The sequence below is a fragment of the Streptomyces fumanus genome (assembly GCF_014655295.1).
GTDB lineage: Bacteria > Actinomycetota > Actinomycetes > Streptomycetales > Streptomycetaceae > Streptomyces > Streptomyces fumanus.
In genome coordinates, this window is record NZ_BNBI01000001.1 from 895,927 (window position 1) to 921,165 (window position 25,239).

17 protein-coding genes and 1 other RNA gene are annotated in these 25,239 nt (G+C 74.2%); 9 read left to right on the forward strand and 9 right to left on the reverse strand.

Features of this window, described 5'->3' with window-relative positions; genetic code table 11:
- Positions 1-34: 34 nt before the first annotated feature.
- On the forward strand, positions 35-1,318 hold the full coding sequence (locus IE316_RS03985; protein WP_229910172.1) for an MFS transporter: 1,284 nt from the start codon (positions 35-37) through the stop codon (positions 1,316-1,318).
- An 84-nt stretch (positions 1,319-1,402) separates the two neighbouring features.
- Complete coding sequence (locus IE316_RS03990) at positions 1,403-2,434, forward strand: LacI family DNA-binding transcriptional regulator (protein WP_190202668.1); 1,032 nt, start codon at positions 1,403-1,405, stop codon at positions 2,432-2,434.
- A gap of 128 nt (positions 2,435-2,562) precedes the next feature.
- Here the strand turns inward: IE316_RS03990 and ssrA are convergent.
- The 5 genes from ssrA to ftsE all read right to left on the reverse strand — a co-directional run bounded on the left by ssrA (position 2,563) and on the right by ftsE (position 6,574).
- Positions 2,563-2,963: a transfer-messenger RNA gene (ssrA, locus tag IE316_RS03995) on the reverse strand.
- A 99-nt stretch (positions 2,964-3,062) separates the two neighbouring features.
- Positions 3,063-3,602 (reverse strand): SsrA-binding protein SmpB, encoded by a 540-nt coding sequence (gene smpB / locus IE316_RS04000; RefSeq protein ID WP_229910183.1) that lies wholly within the window; start codon positions 3,600-3,602, stop codon positions 3,063-3,065.
- A gap of 72 nt (positions 3,603-3,674) precedes the next feature.
- Positions 3,675-4,853 (reverse strand): S41 family peptidase, encoded by a 1,179-nt coding sequence (locus IE316_RS04005; RefSeq protein WP_190202669.1) that lies wholly within the window; start codon positions 4,851-4,853, stop codon positions 3,675-3,677.
- 68 nt (positions 4,854-4,921) lie between these two features.
- Positions 4,922-5,839 carry a permease-like cell division protein FtsX gene (ftsX, locus tag IE316_RS04010; protein ID WP_190202670.1) on the reverse strand — a complete coding sequence of 306 codons (918 nt, stop codon included), beginning with the start codon at positions 5,837-5,839 and terminating at the stop codon, positions 4,922-4,924.
- 45 nt (positions 5,840-5,884) lie between these two features.
- Entirely contained in the window at positions 5,885-6,574 is a 690-nt protein-coding gene (gene ftsE / locus IE316_RS04015) for a cell division ATP-binding protein FtsE (protein ID WP_190202671.1), read from the reverse strand.
- A gap of 224 nt (positions 6,575-6,798) precedes the next feature.
- Between ftsE and IE316_RS04020 the strand changes: the two genes are divergently transcribed.
- On the forward strand, positions 6,799-6,990 hold the full coding sequence (locus IE316_RS04020; protein WP_190202672.1) for a hypothetical protein: 192 nt from the start codon (positions 6,799-6,801) through the stop codon (positions 6,988-6,990).
- Positions 6,991-7,105: 115 nt separating this feature from the next.
- On the opposite strand, the gene IE316_RS04025 is transcribed toward IE316_RS04020, so the two are convergent.
- From IE316_RS04025 to IE316_RS04040, 4 genes are all read right to left on the reverse strand, one after another.
- A complete protein-coding gene (locus IE316_RS04025; RefSeq protein ID WP_190202673.1) occupies positions 7,106-8,005 on the reverse strand; it encodes a hypothetical protein in 900 nt (299 codons plus the stop codon).
- Positions 8,006-8,280: 275 nt separating this feature from the next.
- Complete coding sequence (gene prfB, locus IE316_RS04030) at positions 8,281-9,387, reverse strand: peptide chain release factor 2 (RefSeq protein ID WP_190202674.1); 1,107 nt, start codon at positions 9,385-9,387, stop codon at positions 8,281-8,283.
- A gap of 56 nt (positions 9,388-9,443) precedes the next feature.
- On the reverse strand, positions 9,444-10,697 hold the full coding sequence (locus IE316_RS04035; RefSeq protein ID WP_190202675.1) for a serine/threonine-protein kinase: 1,254 nt from the start codon (positions 10,695-10,697) through the stop codon (positions 9,444-9,446).
- Positions 10,698-10,890: 193 nt separating this feature from the next.
- Positions 10,891-12,558, reverse strand: a complete 1,668-nt coding sequence (locus IE316_RS04040) for a serine/threonine-protein kinase (protein WP_190202676.1) — start codon at positions 12,556-12,558, stop codon at positions 10,891-10,893.
- Between the two features lie 449 nt (positions 12,559-13,007).
- Between IE316_RS04040 and IE316_RS04045 the strand changes: the two genes are divergently transcribed.
- From IE316_RS04045 to IE316_RS04070, 6 genes are all read left to right on the forward strand, one after another.
- Positions 13,008-16,601: an FHA domain-containing protein gene (locus IE316_RS04045; RefSeq protein ID WP_190202755.1), complete on the forward strand. Its 3,594-nt coding sequence runs from the start codon at positions 13,008-13,010 to the stop codon at positions 16,599-16,601.
- 240 nt (positions 16,602-16,841) lie between these two features.
- A complete protein-coding gene (locus tag IE316_RS04050) occupies positions 16,842-18,218 on the forward strand; it encodes an ABC transporter substrate-binding protein (RefSeq protein WP_190202677.1) in 1,377 nt (458 codons plus the stop codon).
- 67 nt (positions 18,219-18,285) lie between these two features.
- A complete protein-coding gene (locus IE316_RS04055; protein WP_308438888.1) occupies positions 18,286-19,569 on the forward strand; it encodes a carbohydrate ABC transporter permease in 1,284 nt (427 codons plus the stop codon).
- Positions 19,566-20,450, forward strand: a complete 885-nt coding sequence (locus IE316_RS04060) for a carbohydrate ABC transporter permease (protein WP_190202679.1) — start codon at positions 19,566-19,568, stop codon at positions 20,448-20,450. The genes IE316_RS04055 and IE316_RS04060 overlap by 4 nt, the downstream gene beginning before the upstream one ends.
- 145 nt (positions 20,451-20,595) lie before the next feature.
- The gene (locus IE316_RS04065) at positions 20,596-22,866 is read left to right on the forward strand and encodes a bifunctional glycosyltransferase/CDP-glycerol:glycerophosphate glycerophosphotransferase (RefSeq protein ID WP_190202680.1); all 2,271 of its coding nucleotides are present in this window, start codon (positions 20,596-20,598) and stop codon (positions 22,864-22,866) included.
- 162 nt (positions 22,867-23,028) lie between these two features.
- Complete coding sequence (locus IE316_RS04070; RefSeq protein WP_190202681.1) at positions 23,029-25,239, forward strand: CDP-glycerol glycerophosphotransferase family protein; 2,211 nt, start codon at positions 23,029-23,031, stop codon at positions 25,237-25,239.

Below are 25,239 nucleotides of genomic sequence, written 5' to 3' on the forward strand. Positions count from 1 at the left end.
GACCCCTCGGCCGGCGCCGGGCGACGGTGGGCGCATGCCGCTCACCGGACACCGCACCCCTGCCGGACAGCACACCCCTGCCGCAAAGCACACCCGCGTCCGCGACCGCCCGCCCGGCCCCTACCGCCGGCTGCTCGCCGTGCCCGGTGCGCGGGCCTTCACCGTCGGCAACCTGGTCGCCCGCCTGCCGCAGGGCATGTTCAGCATCGGCGCGGTGGTGATGATCGCCGCCACCCGGGACTCGTACGCCCTCGCCGGTGCCGTCGTGGCGACCGGGCTGGCGGCGACCGCGGTGGTCGCCCCCTGGACCGCGCGGCTCGTCGACCGGTACGGCCAGGCCCGGATCGCCCTGCCGGCCACGCTGATCGCCGTGCTCGGCTCGCTCGCGCTGGTGCTCTGCGTGCGGCAAGGCGCCCCGGACTGGGCGCTGTTCGCCGCGTACGCCGCCACCGCGACCACGCCCAACACCGGCGGCATGGCCCGCGCCCGCTGGAGCCACCTGCTGGGCGGCGACAGCGACGCGCTGCACACGGCGAACTCCTTCGAGCAGGCCGCCGACGAGCTGTGCTACATGCTCGGCCCGGTGCTGGCGGCGTTCCTGTGCGGGACGTTCTTCCCGGAGGCCGGCACGCTCGTCGCGGCGGCGCTGCTGCTGACCGGCATGGTGCTGTTCACCGCCCAGCGCGCCACCGAGCCGCCCGCCCGGCCCCGGACCTCGGGGAAGGCACCGCTGCGCGCCCCCGGGATGCCGCCGCTGCTGGCGGTCTGCCTGGCCACCGGCGGGGTGTTCGGCACGATGGAGGTGGTGACGATCGCGTTCGCCGACGCGCAGGGGCACCGCACGGCGGCCGGCGCGGTCCTGGCCCTCCAGGCGGCCGGTTCCTGCGCGGCGGGCCTGCTGTACGGCGCCTGGCGGCCGGCCGGGTCCGCGGAGTCCCGGCTGCCGTGGTGCGTGGCGGCGATGACCTGCCTGCTGACGCTGCCGCTGCTGGCGGCGGCCGGGCCGGGTTCGCTGCCGCTGCTGGCGGGCACGCTGCTGCTGGCCGGGATGGCGACCGCCCCGACGATGGTCACCACCATGACGCTGGTCCAGCGGCGCACCCCCGAGGGCCGGCTGAACGAGGGCATGACCCTGGCGGTGACCGGCCTGCTCGGCGGCATCGCCGGCGGCAGCGCGCTCGGCGGCTGGACGGTCGAGCACGTCTCCCCGACGGCCGGTTACGCCGTCCCCGTCACCGCCGCGGCCCTGGCGCTGGTGCTGGCCCTGGCGGCGACGGCCCGGTCCCGTCCGCCCCACCGCTCGCGCCGGACCCATTGACGCTTCCGCTTGGCGCCCCTACGTTCCTGCGGCGAAGCGTTTCGCCCATGGCCGCCCGTTCCGCCCCGCCCGCAGGAGCCGACCATGACGACGGCACCCAGGATCACCGATGTGGCGCGGCGTGCCGGGGTCTCCCCCAGCACCGTCTCGTACGCCCTGAGCGGCAAGCGTCCGATCTCGGCGGAGACCCGGCGGCGCGTCGAGGCGGCCGTCCGTGAGCTGGGCTACCGTCCGCACGCGGCGGCGCGGGCCCCGGCCGGCGGCCGGTCCGGGGTGCTGGCGCTGCTGCTGCCGCTGCGCACCGGCGTGCACGTACCGGTGGTGATGCGGTCGGTGGCGTCGGTGGTGACCGCCGCCCGCGCGGCCGACCACGACGTGCTGCTGATCACCCGGGAGGACGGCGAGCTGGGTCTGCGGCGGGTGGCCGACCCGGCGCTGGCGGACGCGCTGATCGTGATGGACGTCGAGGTGCACGACCCCCGGCTGCCGCTGCTGCGGGGGCCGGGCCGGCCCGCCGTACTGATCGGGCTGCCCGCCGAGCCGGACGGGCTGACCTGCGTCGATCTGGACTTCCGGGCGGCGGGTGAGCGGTGTGTGGAGCATCTGGCCGGGCTGGGGCACCGGGCGGTGGCGCTGGTGGGCTCGCCGCCGGAGGTGTACGTCCGGGGGACCGCGTCCGCCCAGCGGGTGGTACGGGGCTTCACCGCCGCCGCGGACCGGGCCGGGCTGGTCTCCTCGGTGCACCCGTGCGCCGCGACCCCCGACGCCGCCGCGCGGATCGCCGGGCGTCTGCTGCGGCTGCGTCCGGTGCCGACCGGGGTCGTCGTCCACAACGAGCCGCTGCTGGCCCCGCTGATCGAGTCCTTCGAACGGCTCGGGCGGCGGGTGCCGGGCGACGTCTCGGTCGCCGCGATCTGCCCGGACGAGGACGCGCTGGCGGCCCGGGTGCCGGTCACGGCGGTGGGCGTGCCGTGCGCAGATCTGGGCGGCTCGGCGGTGGACCTGGCGATGCGGGCCCTCGCCGGCTCCCCCGGCCCCGCCACGACCCTGCTCCCGGCCCGCCTCACGGTACGCGCGAGCACGGCACCGCCGCCGCCCGGCGGGGGCCGGGCATGACCGGCACTCCGGCCCGCTGGAGCGAGGGGTGCGGGTGGCGGAGCCCCCGCCTCGCGCGGCGGAGCCGCGCGGAAAAGACGAGGGCGGCGTGTGCTCGCGCTTTCCGCGAGCACACGCCGCCCTCGACCTCGTGGAGATGGCGGGAATCGAACCCGCGTCCAACGGTGCGGAACCAGGGCTTCTCCGTGTGCAGTTCGCTGCGATTTTCTCGGCCCCGGCGATCACGCGAACAAGTCGCCGACGGGCCCAGTCACTGTGTGATTTCCCTCTACACCCCGTGACCGGGTCTAGAGGTTTAGTTCCCTAGCTGATGCCAGGATCCGGGTCGGGAACAGCCCCGGGCTGACACTCCCTTAGTAGGAGGCTCGCTTCGCTACCTGAGGTCAGGCAGCGAGGGCGAAGGCCTGCTGGGAGGAATCGCGCTTGGTGTTGGCGATTATTTTTTTCGGCCTGTGGTTTACGAGATCATGGCCGCTTCCTCGACACGCTTCCCCTGCTTCGACAGCCGCTGTCGAAACCGATCATCCCCATGTTGATTTTTCAATCTCCGCACCGTCGAGCGGTGCAGATGCCATCTTACGTGACCAACGCGGCCACATGCCAGCCTATTCCCGGCGCAGCCCGCAGCTCAGCCCCGCTCCCGGCGCTTGATCGCCGAGATGGTCCGCTCCGCCTCGCGCCGGTCCTGCTTCTCGCGCAGCGTCTGGCGCTTGTCGTACTCCTTCTTGCCCCGGGCGAGGGCGATCTCGGCCTTGGCCCGGCCGTCCTTGAAGTACACGGCGAGCGGGACGATGGTGTGGCCGGTCTCCTGGGACTTGGACGCCAGCTTGTCGATCTCCTCGCGGTGCAGCAGCAGCTTGCGCTTGCGCCGCGCGGAGTGGTTGGTCCAACTGCCCTGGTGGTACTCCGGGATGTGGGCGTTGTGCAGCCACGCCTCGCCCCCGTCGATCTGGACGAACCCGTCGGCCAGCGAGGTCCGCCCCTCGCGCAGCGACTTGACCTCGGTGCCGGTGAGCACCAGCCCGGCCTCGTAGGTGTCGATGATCGCGTAGTCGTGGCGGGCCTTCTTGTTCTGGGCGACGATCTTCCGCTTGCCGCCCTTCTCCCCGTCCCGCGCCTTGCCGCCCCCGCCGCCCTGCTTGGGCCGGAGCTCCTTCGGTACGTACATGTGCTTGCTCATAGTGCCGCCATTTTCGCACTGCGGAGGGGGTCGGCGGGAAGTCGTTTCCGCCGGGCGCGGCTACCGGCCCAGGCCGTCCAGGACCGACTCGGCGCGGGTGAGGGCCGACGGGAGGGCCGGGTCGATCTCCAGGTCCGGGGTGATGCCGGTGCCGTCGACGCCGCGGCCGGACGGGGTGCGGTAGTGGCCGACGGTCAGCTCGGCGACCGAGCCGCCGGGCAGCCTGCTCGGCATCTGCACCGAGCCCTTGCCGAAGGTGCGCGAGCCGACGACGACCGCGCGGCCGCGGTCCTGGAGGGCGCCGGTGAGCAGTTCCGCCGCGCTCATGGTGCCGCCGTCGACCAGGGCGACCAGGGGGCGGGCGGTGTCGCCGCCGGCCGGGGCGTGCAGGGCGCGCTGGGCGCCGTCGATGTCGTAGGTGGCGACCAGGCCGCCGTCGAGGAAGGCGCCGGCCGCGGTGACCGCCTCGGCGACCAGGCCGCCGGAGTTGCCGCGCAGGTCCAGCACGATGCCGGAGCCGGCCGGGGAGTCCCGTACGGCGGTGCGGACGCGGTCGCCGGCGCCCCGGGTGAAGGAGGTGACCTTGACGACGGTGGCACCGCCCGCGAGCCGGCGTACGGTCACCGGCTCGGTGCGCAGCTCGGCCCGGCGCACGGTGCGCGTCCACGCGCGCGTGCCGCGCTGGACGCCGAGCCGGACGGTGGTGCCAACAGGGGCGTCGGCGGCGTCGCCGCGCAGCAGGGCGACGACCTCGGCGACGGGGCGACCGTCGACCGGCTCGCCGTCGACGCTGCGCAGCCGGTCGCCCGCGCGGATCCCGGCGTCGGCGGCGGGCGAGCCGGGCCGCACCCGGGTCACCTCGATGCCGCCGTCGCGGGTACGCCGCGCGGCGAGGCCGACGCCGGTGTAGCGGCCGTCGAGGGCGTCCTCCAACTCCTCGTACTCGCCGCGGGAGTAGACCGCGCCCCAGCGGTCGCCGCTGCGGCTGACCGCGCGTTCGGCGGCCTCCGTGGGGGACTTGCCGTCGGCGAGGGCCTCGGCCGCCGCCCGGGTGACGTCCGCCCCCACCGCGGCTCCGGCGGGAACGGCGGAACGGGCCGGGTCGGCGGTCTCCTTCCGGTCGCTTCCGGGAAGCGAGCCGGTGGCCGCCCCGGCGACCAGGACACTGGCGAACACCAAGGTCAGGGCGGCCCCGTGGCGAAAGCGGCGGGGCTGACAGAACAGGTCACGACCTGACATGCCGGTGAGTCTAGGACAACCCGAGAGGGCCGCACGGTCGCTTGACCGCTCGGCCCTCTTGGCATGTGTCACACCTTCAGGTACTTGCGGAGGGCGAAGAACGCCGCAAGTGCGGGCATCAGCAGGCTGGTCGCCAGGATGAGCGGCAGCTTCGTCAGGACCGCGTCCCAGCCGATGAAGTTGATCAGCGTCAGCTTCTCGGAGAGCGCCAGTCCGTGATCGATGATCAGATACCGGGCGGCCACCAGGAAGGCGCAGGCCACGCCGCCGCCGATGAGTCCGGCGACCGCGGCCTCCATGATGAACGGCGCCTGGATGTAGAAGCCGGAGGCGCCCACCAGGCGCATGATGCCGGTCTCCCGGCGGCGGCTGAACGCCGAGACGCGCACGGTGTTGACGATCAGCATCAGCGCCACCACCAGCATCAGCGCCATGATCGCGCGGGCCGCCCAGTTCATGCCGTTGAGCAGGCCGAAGAGGTTGTCCAGGATGCCCTTCTGGTCCTGCACGGACTGCACGCCGTCCCGCCCGTCGAAGGCGGTCGCGATCACCTGGTACTTCTCCGGGTCCTTCAGCTTGATCCGGTACGACTCCTGCATCTGGTCCGGCGTGAGGGAGCTGGCCAGCGGCGAGTCGCCGAACTGCTCCTTGTAGTGCTTGTACGCCTCGTCCTGCGACTCGTACGTCACCTTCTCCACGACCGACATCTCGTCGAGGTCGGCCATGATCTGCTTCTTCTGGTCCTCGGTCACCGCGCCCTTGGCACAGTTGGGGTCGGACTCGGCGTCGCTCTTGTTGCAGAGGAAGACCGAGACGTTGACCTTGTCGTACCAGTAGCCCTTCATGGTGTTGACCTGGTCGCTCATCAGCAGCGAACCGCCGAACAGGGCCAGGGACAGGGCGACGGAGACGATGACCGCGAAGGTCATGGTCAGGTTGCGGCGGAGACCGACACCGATCTCCGAGAGGACGAACTGGGCGCGCATGGCGTCTGAACAAGCCTTTCCGTGGATACCGGGCGGGGTGCGGTCTCAGTGCTGGTAGCCGTAGACACCGCGCGCCTGGTCGCGGACGAGGCGCCCCTTCTCCAGCTCGATGACGCGCTTGCGCATCTGGTCCACGATGTTCTGGTCGTGGGTGGCCATCACCACGGTGGTGCCGGTCCGGTTGATCCGGTCGAGCAGCTTCATGATGCCGACCGAGGTCTGCGGGTCGAGGTTGCCGGTGGGCTCGTCGGCGATCAGCAGTTTGGGCCGGTTGACGAAGGCCCGCGCGATGGCCACGCGCTGCTGCTCACCGCCGGACAGCTCGCCCGGCATGCGGTCCTCCTTGCCGCCGAGCCCGACCAGGTCCAGGACCTGCGGCACGGACTTGCGGATCTCGCCGCGGGACTTGCCGATGACCTCCTGCGCGAAGGCGACGTTCTCGGCGACCGTCTTGTTGGGCAGCAGCCGGAAGTCCTGGAAGACGGTTCCGAGCTGGCGCCGCATGTGCGGCACCTTCCAGTTGGACAGGCGGGCGAGGTCCTTGCCCAGAACGTGCACCTGTCCGTGGCTGGCCCGCTCCTCGCGGAGGATGAGCCGCAGGAAGGTGGACTTTCCGGAGCCGGAGGACCCCACGAGGAAGACGAACTCGCCCTTCTCGACCTCCAGGGAGACGTCTCTGAGGGCCGGGCGGTTCTGTTTGGGGTAGACCTTGGACACGTTGTCGAATCGGATCACGGATGCACCACGGGTAGCCGGGGGTAGATGTGCGTGACCATACGCGAAATGGGTATGGGACCGCAGGCACCGGTCGGGGTTGGTCGCCGCTTGCGTGTTTTGTCCATACACCGGTCCCCCGGGGTTCGCGCGCAGCGACTCGCGGAACCTGGCACAGTGGAAGGGGAACGTTCGCGGACGCGCGGGCGTTGTGTAGGTGGAACGGCCGCAAGGAGGGCGAGCGCATGACGTACGACCGGCTGGTGTGCGCGAACTGCGCGGCGCCCGTGAGCGAGGGCCGGTGCCCGGTGTGCCGGGCGAACCGCGAGCGGATGCAGCGCGAGGACTTCTCCACGGGTCTGAACCCGGTGGCACTGATCGCACTGCTCGCGCTGCTGGTGGCGGCGGTGGCCCTGCTGGCCCACCAGGCCGCGTAGCGCCGGGCCGCGGCGGCGGGGCCGCCGGGCGAGACGGACAGACGGGCGAGGGGCCCGGAGCGGGGTGCGCTCCGGGCCCCTCGGCACGTGGTGTGCGCGGGCGGTTCCGTCGCCGTCAGGCGGCGGCGCCACCCCGGCCGCTCATGAGCCGCGGCAGCATCCGGAAGCCGATGCCGCCGGCGATCATCGTGGCCGCGCCGACCACCAGGAAGGTGGTCTCCGCGGCACCGGTCTCGGCCAGTTCGTCCCCGCCGCCCTGCGCGGAGGCGTCGCCGGACGTGCCGTCGCCGGTGTCGGTGAGGGCGGAGGTGCCCTGGTTCTGCGGGACGTTGCCGCCGTCGGGGCCGGGACCGCCGGAACCCCCGGTGGTGCCGGAGCCACCGGTGGACCCACCGGTGCCGCCGGTGTCACCGCCGGACGTGGAGCCGCCCGAGGTGGAGCCGCCGGAGGTGGAGCCGCCCGAGGTGCTGCCGCCGGAGCCGCCGGTCGAGCCGCCGGACGTGCTGCCACCGGACGTGCTGCCGCCGGAGGTGGAGCCGCCGGACGTGGAGCCGCCGGACGTACCGCTGGAGGTGCCCTCCGACGTGCCGCTGGACGTACCCGAGGAGGTGCCCGCCGAGGTACCGCTGGACGTGCCCTCGGACGTACCGCTGGAGGTGCCCGTGGACGTGCCGCTGGACGTGCCCTCCGAGGTACCGCTGGAGGTGCCCGCCGAGGTGCCCTCCGAGGTACCGCTGGACGTACCCGCCGAGGTGCCCTCCGACGTACCGCTCGACGTACCCGCCGAGGTACCGCTGGACGTGCCCTCGGACACACCCAGCGAGGCGCTGGTGTTCCCGGTGGTTCCTTCCGTCGTACCGCCGTCCGACTTCGCGGAGACCGAGCCCCCGGCATTGGCGGCGGTCACGCCGATGTCGAGGGCCGAGGCCGCGCCCGCCGCGGTCAGGGATGCGCCGGCGGCGATCACCGCGCCCGCGGCGATGCGCGCGACACGGATCCGCGTCTTCTTCGTCATGTAGTTGCTACCCCCAGTAGCCGAATAGTCAATGCGGCGCGTTCGGGGCCGTGATCGACGGGAGTAGCCGTGTAGAAGTCCCCCGGTTCACATGCGCCCCAGAAATACGCATGCCGAACGTCACCATTCCGATTTTTCAAGAGCGCGTCAAGGCCGTTGCGTACGCGATGTCCGCTTGGGGGGAGTATGCCGGACACAAAGAGCGTGAGTGTGACGTAAAAGGCGGATGAACGACAACTGCCGTCCGGTGGACGGCAGTTGTCGTGTCGACAAAGTTACTTCTCCTGCTGCTTGCGCCAGCGAATTCCGGCTTCCAGGAAACCGTCGATCTCGCCGTTGAAAACGGCCTCGGGGTTGCCGACCTCGTGCTCGGTGCGCAGGTCCTTGACCATCTGGTACGGGTGCAGGACGTAGGAACGCATCTGGTTGCCCCAGGAGTTGCCCCCGTCGCCCTTGAGGGCGTCCATCTTGGCCTGCTCCTCCTGGCGGCGGCGCTCCAGGAGCTTGGCCTGGAGGACGTTCATCGCGGTGGCCTTGTTCTGGATCTGCGACCGCTCGTTCTGGCAGGAGACCACGATGCCGGTGGGCAGGTGGGTGATGCGCACCGCCGAGTCGGTGGTGTTCACGCCCTGGCCGCCGGGGCCGGAGGAGCGGTAGACGTCGATGCGCAGCTCGGACTCGTCGATCTCGACGTGGTCGGACTGCTCGACGACGGGGAGCACCTCGACGCCCGCGAAGGAGGTCTGCCGGCGGCCCTGGTTGTCGAAGGGCGAGATGCGCACCAGCCGGTGCGTGCCCTGCTCGACGGAGAGCGTGCCATAGGCGTACGGCACCTGCACGGCGAAGGTGGTCGACTTGATGCCGGCCTCCTCCGCGTACGAGGTCTCGTAGATCTCGGTCTTGTAGCCGTGCTGCTCGGCCCAGCGCAGGTACATCCGCTGGAGCTTCTCGGCGAAGTCGGCGGCGTCGACACCGCCCGCCTCGGCGCGGATGTTGACCAGCGCCTCGCGGGAGTCGTACTCACCGGAGAGGAGGGTGCGGACCTCCATCTCGTCCAGCGCCTTCCTCACGGCCGTCAGCTCGGACTCGGCCTCGGCGCGGGTGTCCGGGTCGTTCTCCTCCTCGGCCATCTCGAAGAGCACGGCGAGATCGTCGATCCGGCCGCGCAGCGCCTCGGCCTTGCGGACCTCGGCCTGGAGGTGGGAGAGCTTGCTGGTGATCTTCTGCGCCTCGTCCGGGTTGTCCCACAGGGACGGCGCGGCCGCCTGCTCCTCGAGCACGGCGATGTCTGCCCTCATCCTGTCCAGGTCCAGGACGGCCTCGATCGACTCCATGGTCGAGGAGAGGGACTTCAGCTCTTCGGATACATCGACGACTGCCACGCCTCCAGCGTAACGGCTCCGCCAAGCGGTCCACGCCGGGCGGCGCGGGCGCCGGGTCAGGGGGAGGCCGGCGCCGAGTTCCGGGTGTCCTGCGGGTCCGCGCCGGTGTCGTCGCCGCCGGTGGCCAGCCAGGTGCCGACGCCGACCGCCGCGACCAGGACGGCGGCGCCCGCGCCGAGGGCGATCCGGCGGCGCCGGGCGGTGGCCCGGTTGCGGGCCGAGCCGGGGCGGGGGGCACCGGCCGCGCGGGGGGCGCGGGCGGTGCCGCGGGCGCCGCCGGCGAGTTCGTCGGGGGCGGGGACCCGCATCGAGGTGTGGGTGTCGCGGTTGGAGTCCGCGGGCTTGGCGCCCGGCACCAGCGGGACCGCGCCGCGCCGCCGGACCGGGCCGCCGGTGCCCTCGGGCCGGTCGGCGGGGCCGGCCGGGGCGCCGGGCTCCGCGTCGGCCTGCTCGGCGCCGGGTTCGTCCACGTCCAGGGGCGGCATGCCGGCCAGCAGCGGCAGCAGCTCGCGCAGCTTGGCGCCCAGCTCGGAGGCGCGCAGCCGGGAGGCGGGGGCCTTGGCGAGGCACTGGACGAGGAGCTGCCACAGCTCGTCCGGGATGCCGGGGAGCGGGACGACGGACTCGGTGACGTGGCGGCGCAGAACGGCTCCGGGGTGGCCGCCGCCGAACGGCGTGAAGCCCGCCAGCAGCTCGTACAGGACGGTGGCCAGGGCGTAGATGTCGACCGAGGCGCGCGGCGGGAGGCCCTCGACGATCTCCGGGGCGAGGTAGTCGGGGGTGCCGATGATCTTCGTGGCGCGGGTGCGGCGCGGGGTGTCGATGAGTTTGGCCACACCGAAGTCGGTGAGCAGCGCGCGGTGCGAGCCGCCGGGGCCGAGCGGGCCCTCCATGTCGAGCAGGATGTTCTCGGGCTTGACGTCGCGGTGGACGACGCCGGCCGCGTGCGCGGCGGCCAGCCCGTCGGCGACGTCGGCGGCCACGGCGACCGCGGCCTCGGGGGCCAGCCGGCGCTCGCGGTCCAGGCGGGTGCGCAGGTCGGTGCCGCGGACCAGGTCCATGACGAGCGCGAGGTCGTTGCCGTCGACCACCAGGTCGCGTACGGAGACGATGTGCGGGTGCTCCAGGCCGAGCAGGGCGGTCCGCTCCTGGACGAAGCGGCCGACCAGCTCCTGGTCGGACGCGAGGTCCTCGCGCAGCAGCTTGATCGCGACGGGTCCCTCGGGTCCCTCGCCCAGCCACACCGTGCCGGCGCTGCCCCGCCCGAGGATCTGGTGGGCGGTGTACCGGCTGCCGATCTTCCGTGCCAAGACTGCTCCTACCGACGCGTGTTGCCGATGCTGCGCCGGTCCGGGGCCGACCCCCGGACCCCCGGTCCACAGACCCGGCCCTCGGTCGACAAAACTACGCGTCCGAAAGGCCGCTCTTCACGGCGAGGGGGAAATCACCCGCGGGATGTCGACATGTCTCCCGCCCGGCCGCTCGCGGACGGGCGGGTGCCGGTCAGTTGGAGCCGGAGCCGCCCAGGTCCTCGATCCACCCGGTGATGTCGCCGATCCAGGTGGTGAGCTGGTCCCAGTAGCCCTTGGTGGTGCCGATCCACTCCTGGAGCGGGCTCAGCTCCCACACCAGCCAGCCGGCCACGAACAGCACGACGAGGGTGACCAGGCAGCCCTTGAGGCAGCCGAGGCCGGGGATGTGCATCGGGTTGGCGCCGCGCCGCCGGGGCTCGCGCCGGGGGCGCTGCGGCTCGGGCGCGGGCGGCGGGGCGTACCGCTGCGGCTGGGGCCCCGGCGGCTGCTGGGGCTGGGGGTTGACGTACCGGTGCGGCTGCTGCCGGCCGCCGTAGCCCTGCGGGGGCTGCTGGGGCTGCTGGGGCTGCCTGCGGGGCGGCTGCTGGGGGCGGGCGACCTGGCGCTGGGGGCGGCGGCGCAGCGGGTCCTCGTTCGGGTCGAGGTACTGCACCTGCGTCTGCTCGTTGCGGTCGCGGGCGGCGCGCAACTGGTTCTGCCAGGGGTGCGGGTCCTCGGGCCCGCCGGGCTGCCCGGGTCCGCCCTGCTGGTCCGGTGGTACGGGCGGCAGGACGGCGGTCGGGTCGGCCGCGCCCCGGCTGGGCAGGACGGCGGTGGGGTCGGCGGCGCCGGCCGGGCCGCCGGTGTGCGGCAGGACGCTGGTCGCGCCTTCGGGGTCGTACCCGCCGTGCTGCGGCAGGACCTGGGTCGGGTCGGCGGCGCCCGGGGTGTCCGGCACGGGCGCGGGGGCCGGGTCGGGGGCGAGCAGCGCGCCGACGTTCTCGGCGGCGCCGATCTGCGCCGAACTGGCGTGCACGCCGATGCCCTCGGCGACGACGCGCAGGCCGCGGGCCAGGTTCTCGGCGCTGGGGCGCTCGTCGGGGTTCTTGCGCAGGCAGCGCTCGATGACCGTCCACAGCGGGTCGGGGACCGTGGAGGGGCGGCGCGGCTCGGCGCTGAGGTGCTGGTGCAGGACCTCCAGGGCGGAGCCGCCGGAGAACGGCGGGCGGCCGGTGACCAGCTCGTACAGCAGGATGCCGGCGCCGTAGATGTCGACGGCGGAGGTCTGCGGGCGGCCCTCGGCGGACTCCGGCGCCACGTACGCGGGCGTGCCGACGAACTCGTGGGTGCGGGTGAGGCCGGGCGAGTCGGCGAGGCGGGCGATGCCGAAGTCGGTCAGCATCGGGTGCATCTGGCCGTCGTCCTGTTTGAGCAGCACGTTGGCCGGTTTCAGGTCGCGGTGGACCACGCCGTCGGCGTGGCTGGCGGCCAGCGCGTCGGCGATCTGCGCGGTGAGCAGCGCGGCGGCGACCGGGCTGAAGGGGCCGTTCTCGCGCAGGTAGCGGTGCAGGTCGGGGCCGTCGACGAGGTCCATGACCAGGGCCAGCAGATCGCCCTCGACGACCAGGTCACGGACCCGGACGATGTTCGGGTGGGTGAGCCGGAGCAGGACGGAGCGCTCCCGGAGGAAGCGCATCACGACGTCGGCGTCGTTCGCGAGCTCCTCCTTGAGGACCTTGATCGCGACGGTCTCGCCGGGCTGTCCGGCCACGGCCGCCTCGGCGCCCGCGGTCTCGCGCTGGCGGGCTCGCCAGACGGTCCCCGTGGCACCGCGTCCGAGCGGCTCCTCGAGGAGGTACTTGCTGCCTACCGGCCGCACGTCATGCGCTCCCTGCTGCTTGCTGGCTGTTCCGACCCACTGTAGTGCCGTGCCCCTTGGTACCGGGCTGTCGTCCGGCTGTCGTCCGGTTGCGGTGCCGCCGCGGTCCGGTCGTCGGCGCATGGCCCGCGCCCGGCGGTTCCGGAACATGTTCGAAGGAAAGACGCTCGGTCCGGTCCCATGGTTGCCGGAGGCGCGCGTGACCGATCTCAACCAGTGCTCGAACGGTCATCCGGTCCGTGCCGGTCGGGCATTTTTACGGGCAGAGCCGACCAATCAAGATCATTTGATGGCCGGTGGCGGGCAGGTTGTCAGTGGCAGGTGCGAGGATGCGTGCAGTACTGGCCGACGTGCTCGTGTGGCGGTGGGGGAAGTCCGTGGTGGGGGACCGCGGGACGGCTTCGTCCGCGGACGCGCGGGCGCCCGCGCAGAAGGGACCGCTGACGGCGATGCAGATCCGGCTGACCGTCGTAGACCCGCTGGGCCCGTCCTCCTCGCCGGCGCCGGGCCGCGCCGCGAGCCGCGACGTGCTGGTCACGGCGCCCGTCGGCACGGCCCTGGCCGACGTGGCGTCCGCCCTCGCCGCGGCGGTCCCGGGCGGTGACGGCTCGGGTCCGGTGGTGCTGTACGCGGGCGAGCGGCCGCTGGACGCGCGGCGGTGCACCCTCGGCGAGCCGCCCCTGACCGACGGCGCCGTGCTGTTCCTCGGCGCCCCCGGCGACCCCGAGCCGCACCCCGAGTCCGCGGACGCCCCGACCCAGCTCCAGGTGGTCGCGGGCCCGGACGCGGGCGGCGTCCACCTGCTGCACGGCGGCCAGATCCGCATCGGCCGCTCCGCCGACGCCGACGTCCCGCTCGACGACCCCGACGTCTCCCGGGCGCACTGCGCGGTCACCGTCGCCGCCGGCGGCCGCGTCACGGTCGCCGACCTCGGCTCCACCAACGGCACCACGCTGGACGGCACGCGCGTGGGCGACCGCCCGGTGCGGTTCCCTCCGGGGGCGCTGCTGCGGATCGGGGAGTCGGCGCTGCGGCTGGTCCCGGCGCGCGCCGCCCACCCGGGCACGCGCGTGCCGACCGCGCCGGACGGGGAGGGGTTCGTGCGGGTGCGGGTGCCGGTGGCGGGGGTGCGCGTCGGCGAGGGGTCCGGGGCCGGCGACGGCGGTTCCGGTGCGGACGCGGTACGGGGGGCCGCCGACGGGCGAGAGGGCGGGGACGTACCGCAGGACGAGGCTCCGGCGCGGGCCACCGGGGGTGCCGGACAGGCCACCGCGCAGGCCACCGGGCACGCGTACGGTACGGCCGGGTGGGGGGCCGCCGCCGAGACGCCGGGGGCGCGCGGGCACGGACCCGCGGAGCCGCTCGTGCCCGGGCAGGGCGGCGCTCCCCGGATCGAGAGCCACGGCACGGGCGCTTCCGGGGACACGCACGCGGGCCGGTCGGGAGTGACCGGCTACGACGCGGGCCGTTCCGCAGCGACCGGAAACGACGCGGGCCGCTCCGGAACCACCGGCTACGACGCGGGCCGGTCAGGGGTGCCCGGGTTCGACGCGGAGCATCTGCTCGGTACGGGCGACCCGTACGGCACGTCCGGGCTGCCGCCCGCGCCGGGGGCCGGTGACCGCGCGGTGAGCGGCCCCGGCGCCCCCCGCCCCGGGGCCGCCGTCCCGCCCCCCGCGACCGGCGGACGCAAGGGCACCCCGCTGCGCGGCACCGACGTGCCGCCGGGGGTGCGGCGGCGCGGGGGGCTGTCGGCGTGGGCGCGGAAGCTGGCCGGCGGACGGGCCGAGCAGGCGCCGCTCCCGGACGACGGGGAGTACGGCGATCCGGGCCCGCCCCCGGCCGATCCCTCCCCCGTGCCGGAGACCTGGCCGGACGCGGCCGCGCTGCTGCTGACCGCGCTCGGGCCGGGCCCCCGGCTGTGGGAGCGCGGCCCGGTCCATCCGGAGCTGCTCGCGGTCCGGCTCGGTACGGCCGACCGGGTGGCGCCGGGCGGTGCGCCGCTGCCCGCGGTCCCGGTGACCGCCGGGCTGCGCGAGTCCGGGGCGCTCGGACTCGCGGGCCCGCGCGAGCGGCTCGCCGGGCTGGCCCGCTCGGTGCTGGCGCAGCTCGCCGCGCTGCACTCGCCCGACCTGCTGGAGATCGTCCTGATCAGCGCGGACCGTTCGCGGGCGGTGCCGGAACGGACCGCCGAGTGGTCCTGGCTGGGCTGGCTGCCCCATCTGCGTCCGGGCCACGGCCAGGACTGCCGCCTGCTGCTCGCCTTCGACCGCGACCAGGCCGCGGCCCGCGGTCAGGAGCTGCTCCGCCGCCTCGACGACCACCTCACCGAAGCCCGGACCGACGTCCGCCCGCCGTCCGCACCGGCCAGGCCGGCCGCCGCCGAGGGGTCCCCCGCAGCCGGGGGCCCGGCCGCACGCCCCTCGTGGGCGCGGCCGGACGACGACGGCACCGAGCCGGCCGCGGCCGGCCACCCGGGGCCGTACACCGTGGTGGTCGTGGACGGGGACCCGGGCGGCGCGGACCTCAGGGAGACGGTGACGAGGCTGGCCCTGGAGGGGCCGCGCGCCGGGATCCATGTGGTGTGCCTCGCCGAGACGGCCGCCGCCTCCCCGGCGTCGCCGGTGACGCAGACGTACGAGGCGGCCTGCGCGGCGAACCCGGTGTTCCGGGAGTGCGGTGCCGTCGCGCTGCTCAGCGGGGACGTGGCGACGGCGCTGCGGCTGCTGCGCGTCGCGCGCACCGGCGCGGCCCCGGCCGGTCCGGTCGGCCACGGCACCCTGGGCACGGTGGACGCCGTGTCGGCGGCGTGGGCGGAGCGGTTCGCGCGGGCGCTGGCGCCGTTGCGCCCGGAGAGCGGCGCGGGCGAGCGGCACGCGCGCGTGTCCGCGCCGCTGCCCCAGGCGGCCCGGCTGCTGGACGAGCTGGGGCTGGCGCGGGCCACCCCGGCGTCCCTGATGGCCCGCTGGGCGGCTGCCGCCGACGACCCCCGGGCGCTCGGCGGCCGGGCCCACGGGGTGCTGGGCGCCGGACCGCGCGGCCCGGTCGGCGTGGACCTCGCGGCCGAGGGACCGCACCTGCTGATCGAGGGACCGCCGGGCAGCGGCCGTACGGAGCTGCTGCGGGCGCTGGTCGCCTCGCTGGCCTCGGCCGAGCGCCCGGACCGGCTGGGCGTCGTCCTGATCGACGGCCGGGACGGCACGGGCGCGGGGGCGGGCGGCGGCCCCGGCGAGGGGCTGCGGGTCTGTCTGGACGTGCCGCACGTGACGACGCACCTGGCCGCCAACGACCCGGTGCGGATGCGGGAGTTCGCGCAGTCGCTGAGCGCCGAGCTGAAGCGGCGCGCGGAGTTGCTGGGCCGTTCGGACTTCACCGAGTGGCACACCGGGCGCGCGGTGTCGGGCCGGATGGTCGCCCAGCGGACACCGGCGCCGGGCGGCGGGGGCGGGGCGGGGGACCTGGACTCTCCGCCGAGTTCGACGCTGAAGCTGCGGCCGGGGGCGGCCCGGCGGCGGGCGGAGGCGGCGCCGCCGCTGCCCCGCCTGGTGGTGGTCGTGGACGACCTGGACGCGCTGGTCACTCCCCCGCTGGGGTCGCCGGGGCGGCCCGCGGCGGGGTCGGTGATGCGGGCCCTGGAGGCCGTGGCCCGGGACGGCGAGCGGCTCGGCGTGCACCTGGTGGCGGCCACCGCGCCGGGCGGCCGTACGGACCAGACGGAACCGGTGCGCCGGGCCGCGCTGCGGGTCACGCTGGACGCGCCGGTGCCGGGGCCGGACGAACCGGCGCCGGGGCGCGGCCGGTTGACGACCCCGGACGGGCGGGTCACGCCGTTCCAGGGCGGCCGGGTCACGGGCCGCATCCCCCGGACGGCGACCCTGCGTCCGACGGTCCTCCCCTTGGAGTGGCCGCGCATGGGCGACCCCCCGGCCCGCCGCCCGGTCCGCGAACTGGGCAACGGCCCCACCGACCTGGCCCTCCTCGCCAGCGCGCTGGAACGGGCGGCCCGCGAGGTCTCGGCGGCGGAGGTCCCCTCCCTGCTGTGACCCCGGGGCCGAAGCCACCCGCCCCCGGGGCCGGGGCCCCCGGGCCCCGCCCCGCGCCCGCACCCCGGCCCACCGTGCCCGCACGCACCCCCGACCTCCCCACCCCCGCCGCTGGTCACGAGGCAATCACGATCTACGGGTTGACATGGGATGCGCTCTTGCCGCCCCCGAGTCACCGGGCGTAGACCAGTGCGCACGGGACAGCGCGACGTTCGACGAGGAACGAAGAACGGGGCAGTGATGCGGACGAGCAACACCATCCGGACACGCGGAACCGCACGGGCCGCGGCGGCGATCGTGGCGGGAGCCCTCGCGCTCTCGCTCACCGCGTGCGGTGGCGACGACGACGGCGACGAGGACAAGAGCGGCGGCACCGACAAGGCGACGGAGAGCACCGTCACCCTGCCCAAGCTGGACGGTGAGAGCCTTCAGGTCGCGGCCGTCTGGACGGGTGCCGAGCAGAAGAACTTCAAGGCGGTCCTCGCGGAGTTCGAGAAGCGCACCGGCGCGAAGGTGACCTTCGTGCCCGCGCAGGACCCCATCATCAACTTCCTCGGTTCGAAGGTCGCGGGCGGTGCCCCGCCGGACGTGGCGATGCTCCCGCAGCCCGGCGCCATCAAGCAGGCCGTCGACAAGGGCTGGGCCAAGCCGCTGGGCGCGGAGGCCGTCAAGGAGCTGAGCGAGAACTACTCGCAGGGCTGGCAGGACATCGGCAAGGTCGGCGGCAAGCAGTACGGCGTCTACTACAAGGCCGCGAACAAGTCGCTGATCTGGTACAACACCCAGGTCTTCGAGAACGCGGGCGCGTCGGAGCCGAAGACCTGGGACGAGCTGCTGACCGCCGCCCAGACCGTCTACGACTCCGGGGTGACGCCGTTCTCGGTGGGCGGCGCCGACGGCTGGACCCTGACCGACTGGTTCGAGAACGTCTACCTCTCGCAGGCGGGCCCGGAGAAGTACGACCAGTTGGCCGCGCACGAGATCAAGTGGACGGACCCCTCCGTGAAGGAGGCGCTGACCACGCTCGCGCAGATATGGGGCAAGAAGGACTACATCGCGGGCGGCGCGAAGGGCGCGCTGCAGACGGAGTTCCCGGCGTCGGTGACGCAGACCTTCACCGGCGGCGACCAGCCGAAGGCGGGCATGGTCTACGAGGGCGACTTCGTGCAGGTCAACATCGGTGAGACCAAGGCGAAGGTCGGCACGGACGCCAAGGTGTTCCCGTTCCCGGCCGTCGGCGGCGACGCGCCGGTGGTCTCCGGCGGTGACGCGGCGGTGATCCTGAAGGACTCCAAGGCGGCGCAGGCCCTGGCGACCTTCCTGGCCTCGCCGGACGCGGCCACGATCCAGGCGAAGCTCGGCGGCTACCTCTCGCCGAACAAGAGCGTGGACGCGTCGGCGTACCCGAACGACGTGCAGCGCAAGATGGCGCAGGCGCTGATCGCGGCCGGCGACGACTTCCGCTTCGACATGTCCGACCAGGCCCCGCAGGCGTTCGGCGGCACGCCCGGCAAGGGCGAGTGGAAGGCCCTCCAGGACTTCCTGAAGAACCCGAAGGACATCGCGGGCACCCAGGCGAAGCTGGAGGCCGACGCCTCCGCCGCCTACGGGGACTGACCCGATGGCGTCGACCGCGGCGACCGGGGCCCCGCCGGGCCCCGTCGCCCCCGAGGCGCGCAAGAGCGTGACCGGCACGCGCAGAACGGTGGCGGCGCTGTTCCTGCTGCCCGCGTTCGTGCTGCTCGGCGCGCTCGTGGTCTACCCGATCGGGTACTCGCTGTTCCGCAGCTTCTACGACCAGTCCGGCGACGGTTTCGCCGGGTTCGACAACTACGAGGCGCTCTTCACCGACGACGGCATCCGCACCGCGCTGAAGAACAACGTCATCTGGGTGGTGTTCGCGCCGACGGTGGCCACCGCGCTCGGCCTGGTCTTCGCCGTGCTGACCGAACGGGTGCGCTGGGGCACGGCGTTCAAGCTGGTCGTCTTCATGCCGATGGCCATCTCCATGCTGGCCGCGGGCATCATCTTCCGGCTGGTGTACGACCAGGACCCGGACAAGGGCGTCGCCAACGCGGTCTGGGTCGGGGTGCACGACACCTTCGCCGAGTCCTCGGCGTTCCCGAAGGCGCACCCGGGCCGCGAGTCGCCGCTGCGGGCGGCGGGCGGCGGGGCGTTCATCACCAAGGACCCGGTCCGGGCCGGTACGCCGGTCGCCCTGCCCCTGGTCGGGGTCGCCCCCGACCTGATGCCCGACGACGCCCGGGACGCGGCGGCGCCGAAGGCCGAGCCGGGCAAGGTGACCGGCACCACCTGGCAGGACTTCACCCGCGGCAAGGGCGTCGGGAAGCTGGGCGGCGTCGACCCGGGCGAGCTGGGCTACCCCGGCATGCGGATCGAGGCCGTCAAGGACGGCAAGGTGGTGGCGTCCACGACGGCCGGCGACGACGGCTCGTTCACGCTGCCCGCCGCCGCCGACGGGGCGCGGCTGCAACTGCCCGCCGGCAACTTCAAGGAGCCGTACAACGGCCTGGACTGGCTCGGCCCGTCCCTGGTCACCCCGGCGATCATCGGGTCGTACGTGTGGATGTGGGCCGGTTTCGCGATGGTGCTGATCGCGGCCGGGCTGGCGGGGGTGCCCCGGGAGCTGCTGGAGGCGGCCCGGGTCGACGGGGCCAACGAGTGGCAGGTCTTCCGCAGGATCACCGTGCCGATGCTGGCGCCGGTCCTCGCGGTCGTCGTCGTCACCCTGATGATCAACGTACTGAAGATCTTCGACCTGGTGTTCATCATCGCCCCCGGCTCCTCCCAGGACGACGCGAACGTGCTGGCGCTGGAGCTGTACCGCAAGGGCTTCTCCGAGGACCAGCCGGGCGTCGCGAGCGCGATCTCGGTGTTCCTGCTGCTCCTGGTGATCCCGGTGATGTGGTTCAACATCCGGCGGCTGCGGCGGGAGGTGCGGCGATGACGACGGACACGGGTACGGCGACCAGGGCCCGGCGCCCGCTGGGGTCCCGCCTGGCCGAGGGGGTCAGCGGCGGTCTGGTGCGGGTGTTCCTGATCGTGGTCGGCCTGTTCTGGCTGGTCCCGACGATCGGGGTGCTGCTGTCCTCGCTGCGCACCCCGGAGGCCATCGGCGCCGACGGCTGGTGGCATGTGTTCAGCAAGCCCTCCGAGCTGACCTTCGCCAGCTACGCGGACCTGCTGGAGAACGGCGACATCACCGACTCCCTGGTCAACACCGTGCTGATCACGGTCCCGGCGACGGTCCTCGTCGTCGTGATCGGCTCACTGGCCGGATACGCGTTCGCCTGGATGGAGTTCCCGGGCCGCGACTGGTGGTTCCTGGGCGTGGTGGGGCTGCTGGTGGTGCCGGTGCAGGTGGCGCTCATTCCGATCGCCGAACTTTTCGGCACCATCGGCCTGTTCGGCTCGCTGCTGGGCGTGATCCTGTTCCACGTCGGCTTCGGACTGCCGTTCGCGGTGTTCCTGCTGCGGAACTTCTTCGCCGAGATCCCCCGCGAGCTGCTGGAGGCGGCCCGGCTGGACGGCGCCGGTGAACTGCGGCTGTTCGCCCGGGTGGTGATGCCGCTGGGCGGGCCGGCCATCGCCAGCCTGGGCATCTTCCAGTTCCTGTGGGTGTGGAACGACATGCTGGTCGCGCTGATCTTCGCGGACTCCGGGAACCAGCCGATCACGGTCGCCCTCCAGACCCAGGTGCGGCAGTTCGGCAACAACGTGGACGTGCTGGCGCCCGGTGCGTTCATCTCCATGGTGGTGCCGCTGGCGGTGTTCTTCGCCTTCCAGCGGCAGTTCGTGTCCGGGGTGATGGCGGGCGCGGTCAAGTAACGGACGGTCACGGATCGTTGGGGCGGACTTCACGGTCCGCCCCGTTCCGTTTCCGGGCGTCCCCCGAATGCCGCAGCCGCCGTAACCAAGTCACTCCATTGGCCGTTCCCGGGCCGAACGCCCGCGCCGACCCATGGATGTCCCCGTGCCCCGGTTCAGTGTCATCGTCCCCGCCCACCAGGTCCAGGCGTACCTGCCCGCCTGCCTGGAGTCGGTGCTGTCGCAGTCGTACCCGGACCTGGAACTCCTCGCGGTCGACGACGCCTCCCCGGACGCCTGCGGCGAGATCATCGACGAGTACGCGGCCCGCGACCCGCGCGTACGGGCCGTGCACCTGCCCGAGAACCAGGGCCTGGGCCCCGCCCGCAACGCCGGGATGCGCGCGGCCACCGGCGACTACCTGGTCTTCCTGGACGGCGACGACACCCTGACCCCGGACGCGCTGCGGCTGATCGCGGACCGGCTGAAGGAGACCGGCGAGCCGGACGTCCTGGTGTACGACTACGCGCGCACCGACTGGACCGGCGAGGCCGTGCGCAACCGGGCCGCGGCCCGGCTCGGCGAGGACGGCCCGGCCCCGTTCCGGCTCGCCGACCGCCCGGGACTGCTGAACCTGCTGATGGTGGCGTGGAACAAGACCTGCCGCCGCGAGTTCGTCGAGCGCCTCGGCCTGGCCTTCCCGCCGGGCTACTACGAGGACACCCCCTGGACCTACCCGCTGCTGATCAGCGCCGGGTCGATCGCCACCCTGGACCACGTCTGCGTGCACTACCGGCAGCGCCGCCGGGGCAGCATCCTGGGCACCCCCGACGCCCGGCACTTCGATGTGTTCGCCCAGTACGACCGGGTGTTCGCGTTCCTGGAGTCGGCGCCGGAGCCGGTGCAGGCGGACCGCTGGCGGCCGGTGCTGTACCGGCGGATGCTGGACCACCTGACGGTGGTGTACTCCCGGCGCGACCGCCTGCCGCGCGGCTCGCACGCGGAGTTCCTGCGCCGGGCGCGCGCCCACTGCCGCCGGCACCGCGTCCCGGGCGCCCCCGCCCCGCTCCCGGTGAAGCTGCGGCACGCCCTGATCCGGCTGGGCCTGCACCGCACCTACCGGATGCTGCGGCTGGCCGCCGCGCTGCGCCGCCGTACCGCCCGGGCCGCCGTCCGGTCGGCGCGCGCCGCGCGGGGTGCCGCCCTGCGCTTCCACTACCGCCTCCAGCGGCTGCTCCCGCTGCGCGCCGACCGCGCGGTGTTCGCCGCCGACGACGGCGCCGGGTACGGCTGCAACCCGGGGGCGCTGGAGGCCGCGTTCCGCGAGGTCGCCCCGCACATCCGCACCGCGTGGGCGACCGGCCCGGCGCTGCGCCACACCGTCCCGCCCGGCACCCGCCGGGTCACCCCGGGCACCGCCGGGTACTTCACCGAGCTGGCCCGCGCCAAGTACGTGGTGCACAACGCGCCCTTCGACCGCCGACTGGTCAAGCGGCGCGGCCAGGTGCTGGTGCAGACCCTGGCCGGGACCCCGCTCGGGCACATGGGCCTGGACCTGCTGGACCGTCCGGCCGCCGCCCGGGACACCGACTTCCCCGCGCTGCTGCGCGACGTCGACACCTGGGACTACGTGCTGTCCGCCAACCGCCACTCCACCCTGACCTGGCAGCGCGTCTTCCCCGGCCGCTACACCGTGCTGGAGTACGGCCAGCCCCGTACCGACGCCTTCCAGCGGGCGACGCCCGCCGACGTGGCCCGGCTGCGCGAGCTGTTCGGCGTCCCCGAGGGCACGGTCGCCATCCTGTACGTCCCCGCCCCCCGCGACTACCGGCGCACCCAGCGCCCGGTCCTGGACCTGGAGCGGGTCCTGCGCCGCCTCGGCCCCCGCTTCCTGGTGCTGGCCCGCGGCGAGCAGGCCCGGCCCGCCCACCCGCTGGCGTCGGCGGCCGGCCGGATCGTGGACGTCACCGGCCACCCGGCCCTGACCTCGCTCTGCCTCGCCTCGGACGTGCTGCTCACCGACTACGCGCCCCTGATGTTCGACTACGCGGGCCTGGACCGCCCGATCGTGCTGCACACCCCCGACCACGAGGCGTACCGGGCGGCCCGCGGCACCTATGTCGACCTGCGGTCCTGTCCGCCGGGCGCGGTCGCGTGCGACGAGGACGAGCTGATCGACGTGTTCACCAGCGGGTACTGGCGGGGGGCGCGCTGCACCCGGCTCAGGGCGGCGTTCCGGGAGCGGTTCTGCCCGTACGACGACGGACGGGCCGCCGAGCGGGTGGTGCGCCGGATCGTGTGCGGCGCCGACGAGAGCGCGCTGCCGCCGGTGGTGCCGTACCACGAGCGCCGCCCGGCGCCCTCCGCCGCGGGTTCCCCGCTGACGACGGTGCCCGGTCCGGCCGCCGCCGCCCGCCCCGTTTCCGACCGCCTCTGACCGTCGTTCGCACCGGGAGCCCGCCCATGCACCGCAGCCCGTCGCGGCCCGTTCCGACCCGGCCGCCCGGCGGACCCCCGGTCCAGCGGCCCAGCGGGCGGCCGGGCCGCCGCCGGACAGATGTCGGCACCGCGCCGACCGCACGACGACAGAGAGAGCAGTATGCCCCGCTTCAGCATCATCGTCCCGTCCCATGGGGTCGCGGGCAGGCTGGCCCAGGCCCTGGACTCCGTCCTCGCCCAGTCCTTCGGCGACTTCGAGGTGATCCCGGTCTGTGACGCCCCGGACCCGGCCGCGGCCGAGGTCGCCGCCGCGCGGGCCGGCCGGGACTCCCGGGTGGCGCCCGTGCACTCGCCGCCGTCGGCCGGGCTGGCCGGGGCGCGCAACACCGGTGTCCGCGCGGCGACCGGCACGTATCTGCTGTTCCTGGACGGCGACGACACGCTGGTGCCGGGCGCGCTGGCGGCGCTGGACGGGCGCCTGGCCGGCACCGGTGACGTGGACGTCCTGTACTTCGAGCACGAGCGGGTGCCCTGGTGGGAGGGCGAGCCCGCCAACCCGGCCGCCACGCTGCTGGCCGGCGCCCCCGGCGGTGCCTTCGCGCCCGACCGGGCCCCGCACCTGACCGGCGTGCGACTGCCGGCCTGGAGCGCCGCCTACCGCCGGGCCTTCCTCACCGGGTCCGAGCGGCCGCTGGTCTTCCCCGACGGGCACTTCACCGACATCGGCTTCGGCGGCACGGTCGCGGCGGCCGCCGAGCGGATGGCGGTGCTGCGCCAGGTCGTCGTACGGCATCTGGTGCGGCGGCAGGGCAACCGGCTGAACCTGCCGGGCGCCCACCACGCCGAGCTGCTCGACCAGGCCGAGCTGGTGCTGACCCGGGCCGCCGAGCTGGGCCTGTCCGAGGAACGGCGCGGCGCGCTGTTCGAGCACCTGATGGCGGCGGCGCTGAAGACGGCCGCGCATCCGCGGAAGCTGCCGTCCGGGCGGCGGGCCTTCTTCCGCCGGGCGGGGCTGCTGTACCGGCGGCACCGCCCCGCCGGGTACCGGCCGCCGGGCGGCAGCCTCGGGGTGCAGCACCGGCTGCTGGAACGGGGGGCGTACGCGGCGTTCCGCGCGCTGCGGGGCGGCAACCGGGTGGCGACGGGCGCGCTGCACGCGCTCCCGGTCCCGCGCGGCCTGCGCACCCGGCTGCTCTACCGCTGGCACCTGCGCCGCCCCCTGGACCCGAATCTGGCGGTGTACTGCGCCTACTGGGGCCGCGGTTACGCCTGCAACCCGGCCGCGATCCACGCCAAGGCCCGCGAACTCGCCCCGCACATCCGCTCGGTGTTCCTGGTCGAAGCCGACCAGGTCCGTTCGATGCCCCAGGGCGTCGACCACGCGGTGATCGGCAGCCGCCGCTACTGGGAGGTGCTGGCCCGCGCGAAGTACCTGGTCAACAACGCCAACTTCGCCGAGGGCGTGGTCAAACGCCCCGGCAGCGTGCACGTACAGACCCAGCACGGCACCCCGCTGAAGACGATGGGCGTCGACCAGTCGACGTACCCGGTGGTCGCGGCGGCCACCGGCAGCTTCGCCAAGCTGCTGGGCCGGGTGGACCGCTGGGACTACAACCTGTCGTCCAACCGGCACTCCACCCAGATGTGGGAGCGCGCCTTCCCGGGCTCCTACGAGCACCTGGAGTACGGCTATCCGCGCAACGACGTCTACTACCGGGCGACCGCCGAGGACGTGGCCCGAGTGCGGCGCGAACTCGGCGTCCCCGAGGGCAGGACGGCGGTGCTGTACGCGCCGACCCACCGCGACTACGCGACCGGGTTCGACGCGGGCGGCCTGGACCTGGAGGCGTTCTGCGCGGCGGCCGGCGAGGACGTGGTGGTGCTGCTGCGCGCCCACTACTTCTACGACCGCGGCGGGCGCCGGAGCAGCGGCCGGATCATCGACGTGACCGGGCACCGCTCCTCGGAGGACGTGTGCCTGGCCGCCGACGCGCTGGTCACCGACTACTCCTCGATCATGTTCGACTACGCCAACCTGGACCGGCCGATCGTCGTGTACGCCGACGACTGGGACGTCTACCGGGAGACCCGGGGCGTCTACTTCGACCTGATGGCGGCGCCGCCCGGCCCGGTCGCCCGCACCCCCGGGGAACTGGCCCGCGTCTTCCGCGACGGCACGTACGCGGGCCCGGAGTCGGCGGCGCGGCGGGCCGCGTTCCGGGAGCGGTTCTGCGAGTTCGACGACGGCCGGGCCGCCGAGCGCGTCGTGCGCCGGGTCCTGCTCGGCGAGCCCCCGCAGGCGCTGCCGCCCGTGACGCCGCTGGCCGAGCGCGTCCCGGCGCCCGCCGCCGCCCCCCTGGTAAGGAGCTGA

Excerpts from the sequence above, each read along its gene's own strand:
- IE316_RS03985 (WP_229910172.1), top strand. The coding sequence starts at position 35 with ATGCCGCTCACCGGACACCGCACCCCTGCCGGACAGCACACCCCTGCC.
- IE316_RS03990 (WP_190202668.1), top strand. The coding sequence starts at position 1,403 with ATGACGACGGCACCCAGGATCACCGATGTGGCGCGGCGTGCCGGGGTC.
- smpB (WP_229910183.1), bottom strand. The coding sequence starts at position 3,602 with ATGTACGTACCGAAGGAGCTCCGGCCCAAGCAGGGCGGCGGGGGCGGC.
- IE316_RS04005 (WP_190202669.1), bottom strand. The coding sequence starts at position 4,853 with ATGTCAGGTCGTGACCTGTTCTGTCAGCCCCGCCGCTTTCGCCACGGG.
- ftsX (WP_190202670.1), bottom strand. The coding sequence starts at position 5,839 with ATGCGCGCCCAGTTCGTCCTCTCGGAGATCGGTGTCGGTCTCCGCCGC.
- IE316_RS04020 (WP_190202672.1), top strand. The coding sequence starts at position 6,799 with ATGACGTACGACCGGCTGGTGTGCGCGAACTGCGCGGCGCCCGTGAGC.
- IE316_RS04025 (WP_190202673.1), bottom strand. The coding sequence starts at position 8,005 with ATGACGAAGAAGACGCGGATCCGTGTCGCGCGCATCGCCGCGGGCGCG.
- IE316_RS04045 (WP_190202755.1), top strand. The coding sequence starts at position 13,008 with ATGCAGATCCGGCTGACCGTCGTAGACCCGCTGGGCCCGTCCTCCTCG.
- IE316_RS04050 (WP_190202677.1), top strand. The coding sequence starts at position 16,842 with ATGCGGACGAGCAACACCATCCGGACACGCGGAACCGCACGGGCCGCG.
- IE316_RS04060 (WP_190202679.1), top strand. The coding sequence starts at position 19,566 with ATGACGACGGACACGGGTACGGCGACCAGGGCCCGGCGCCCGCTGGGG.
- IE316_RS04070 (WP_190202681.1), top strand. The coding sequence starts at position 23,029 with ATGCCCCGCTTCAGCATCATCGTCCCGTCCCATGGGGTCGCGGGCAGG.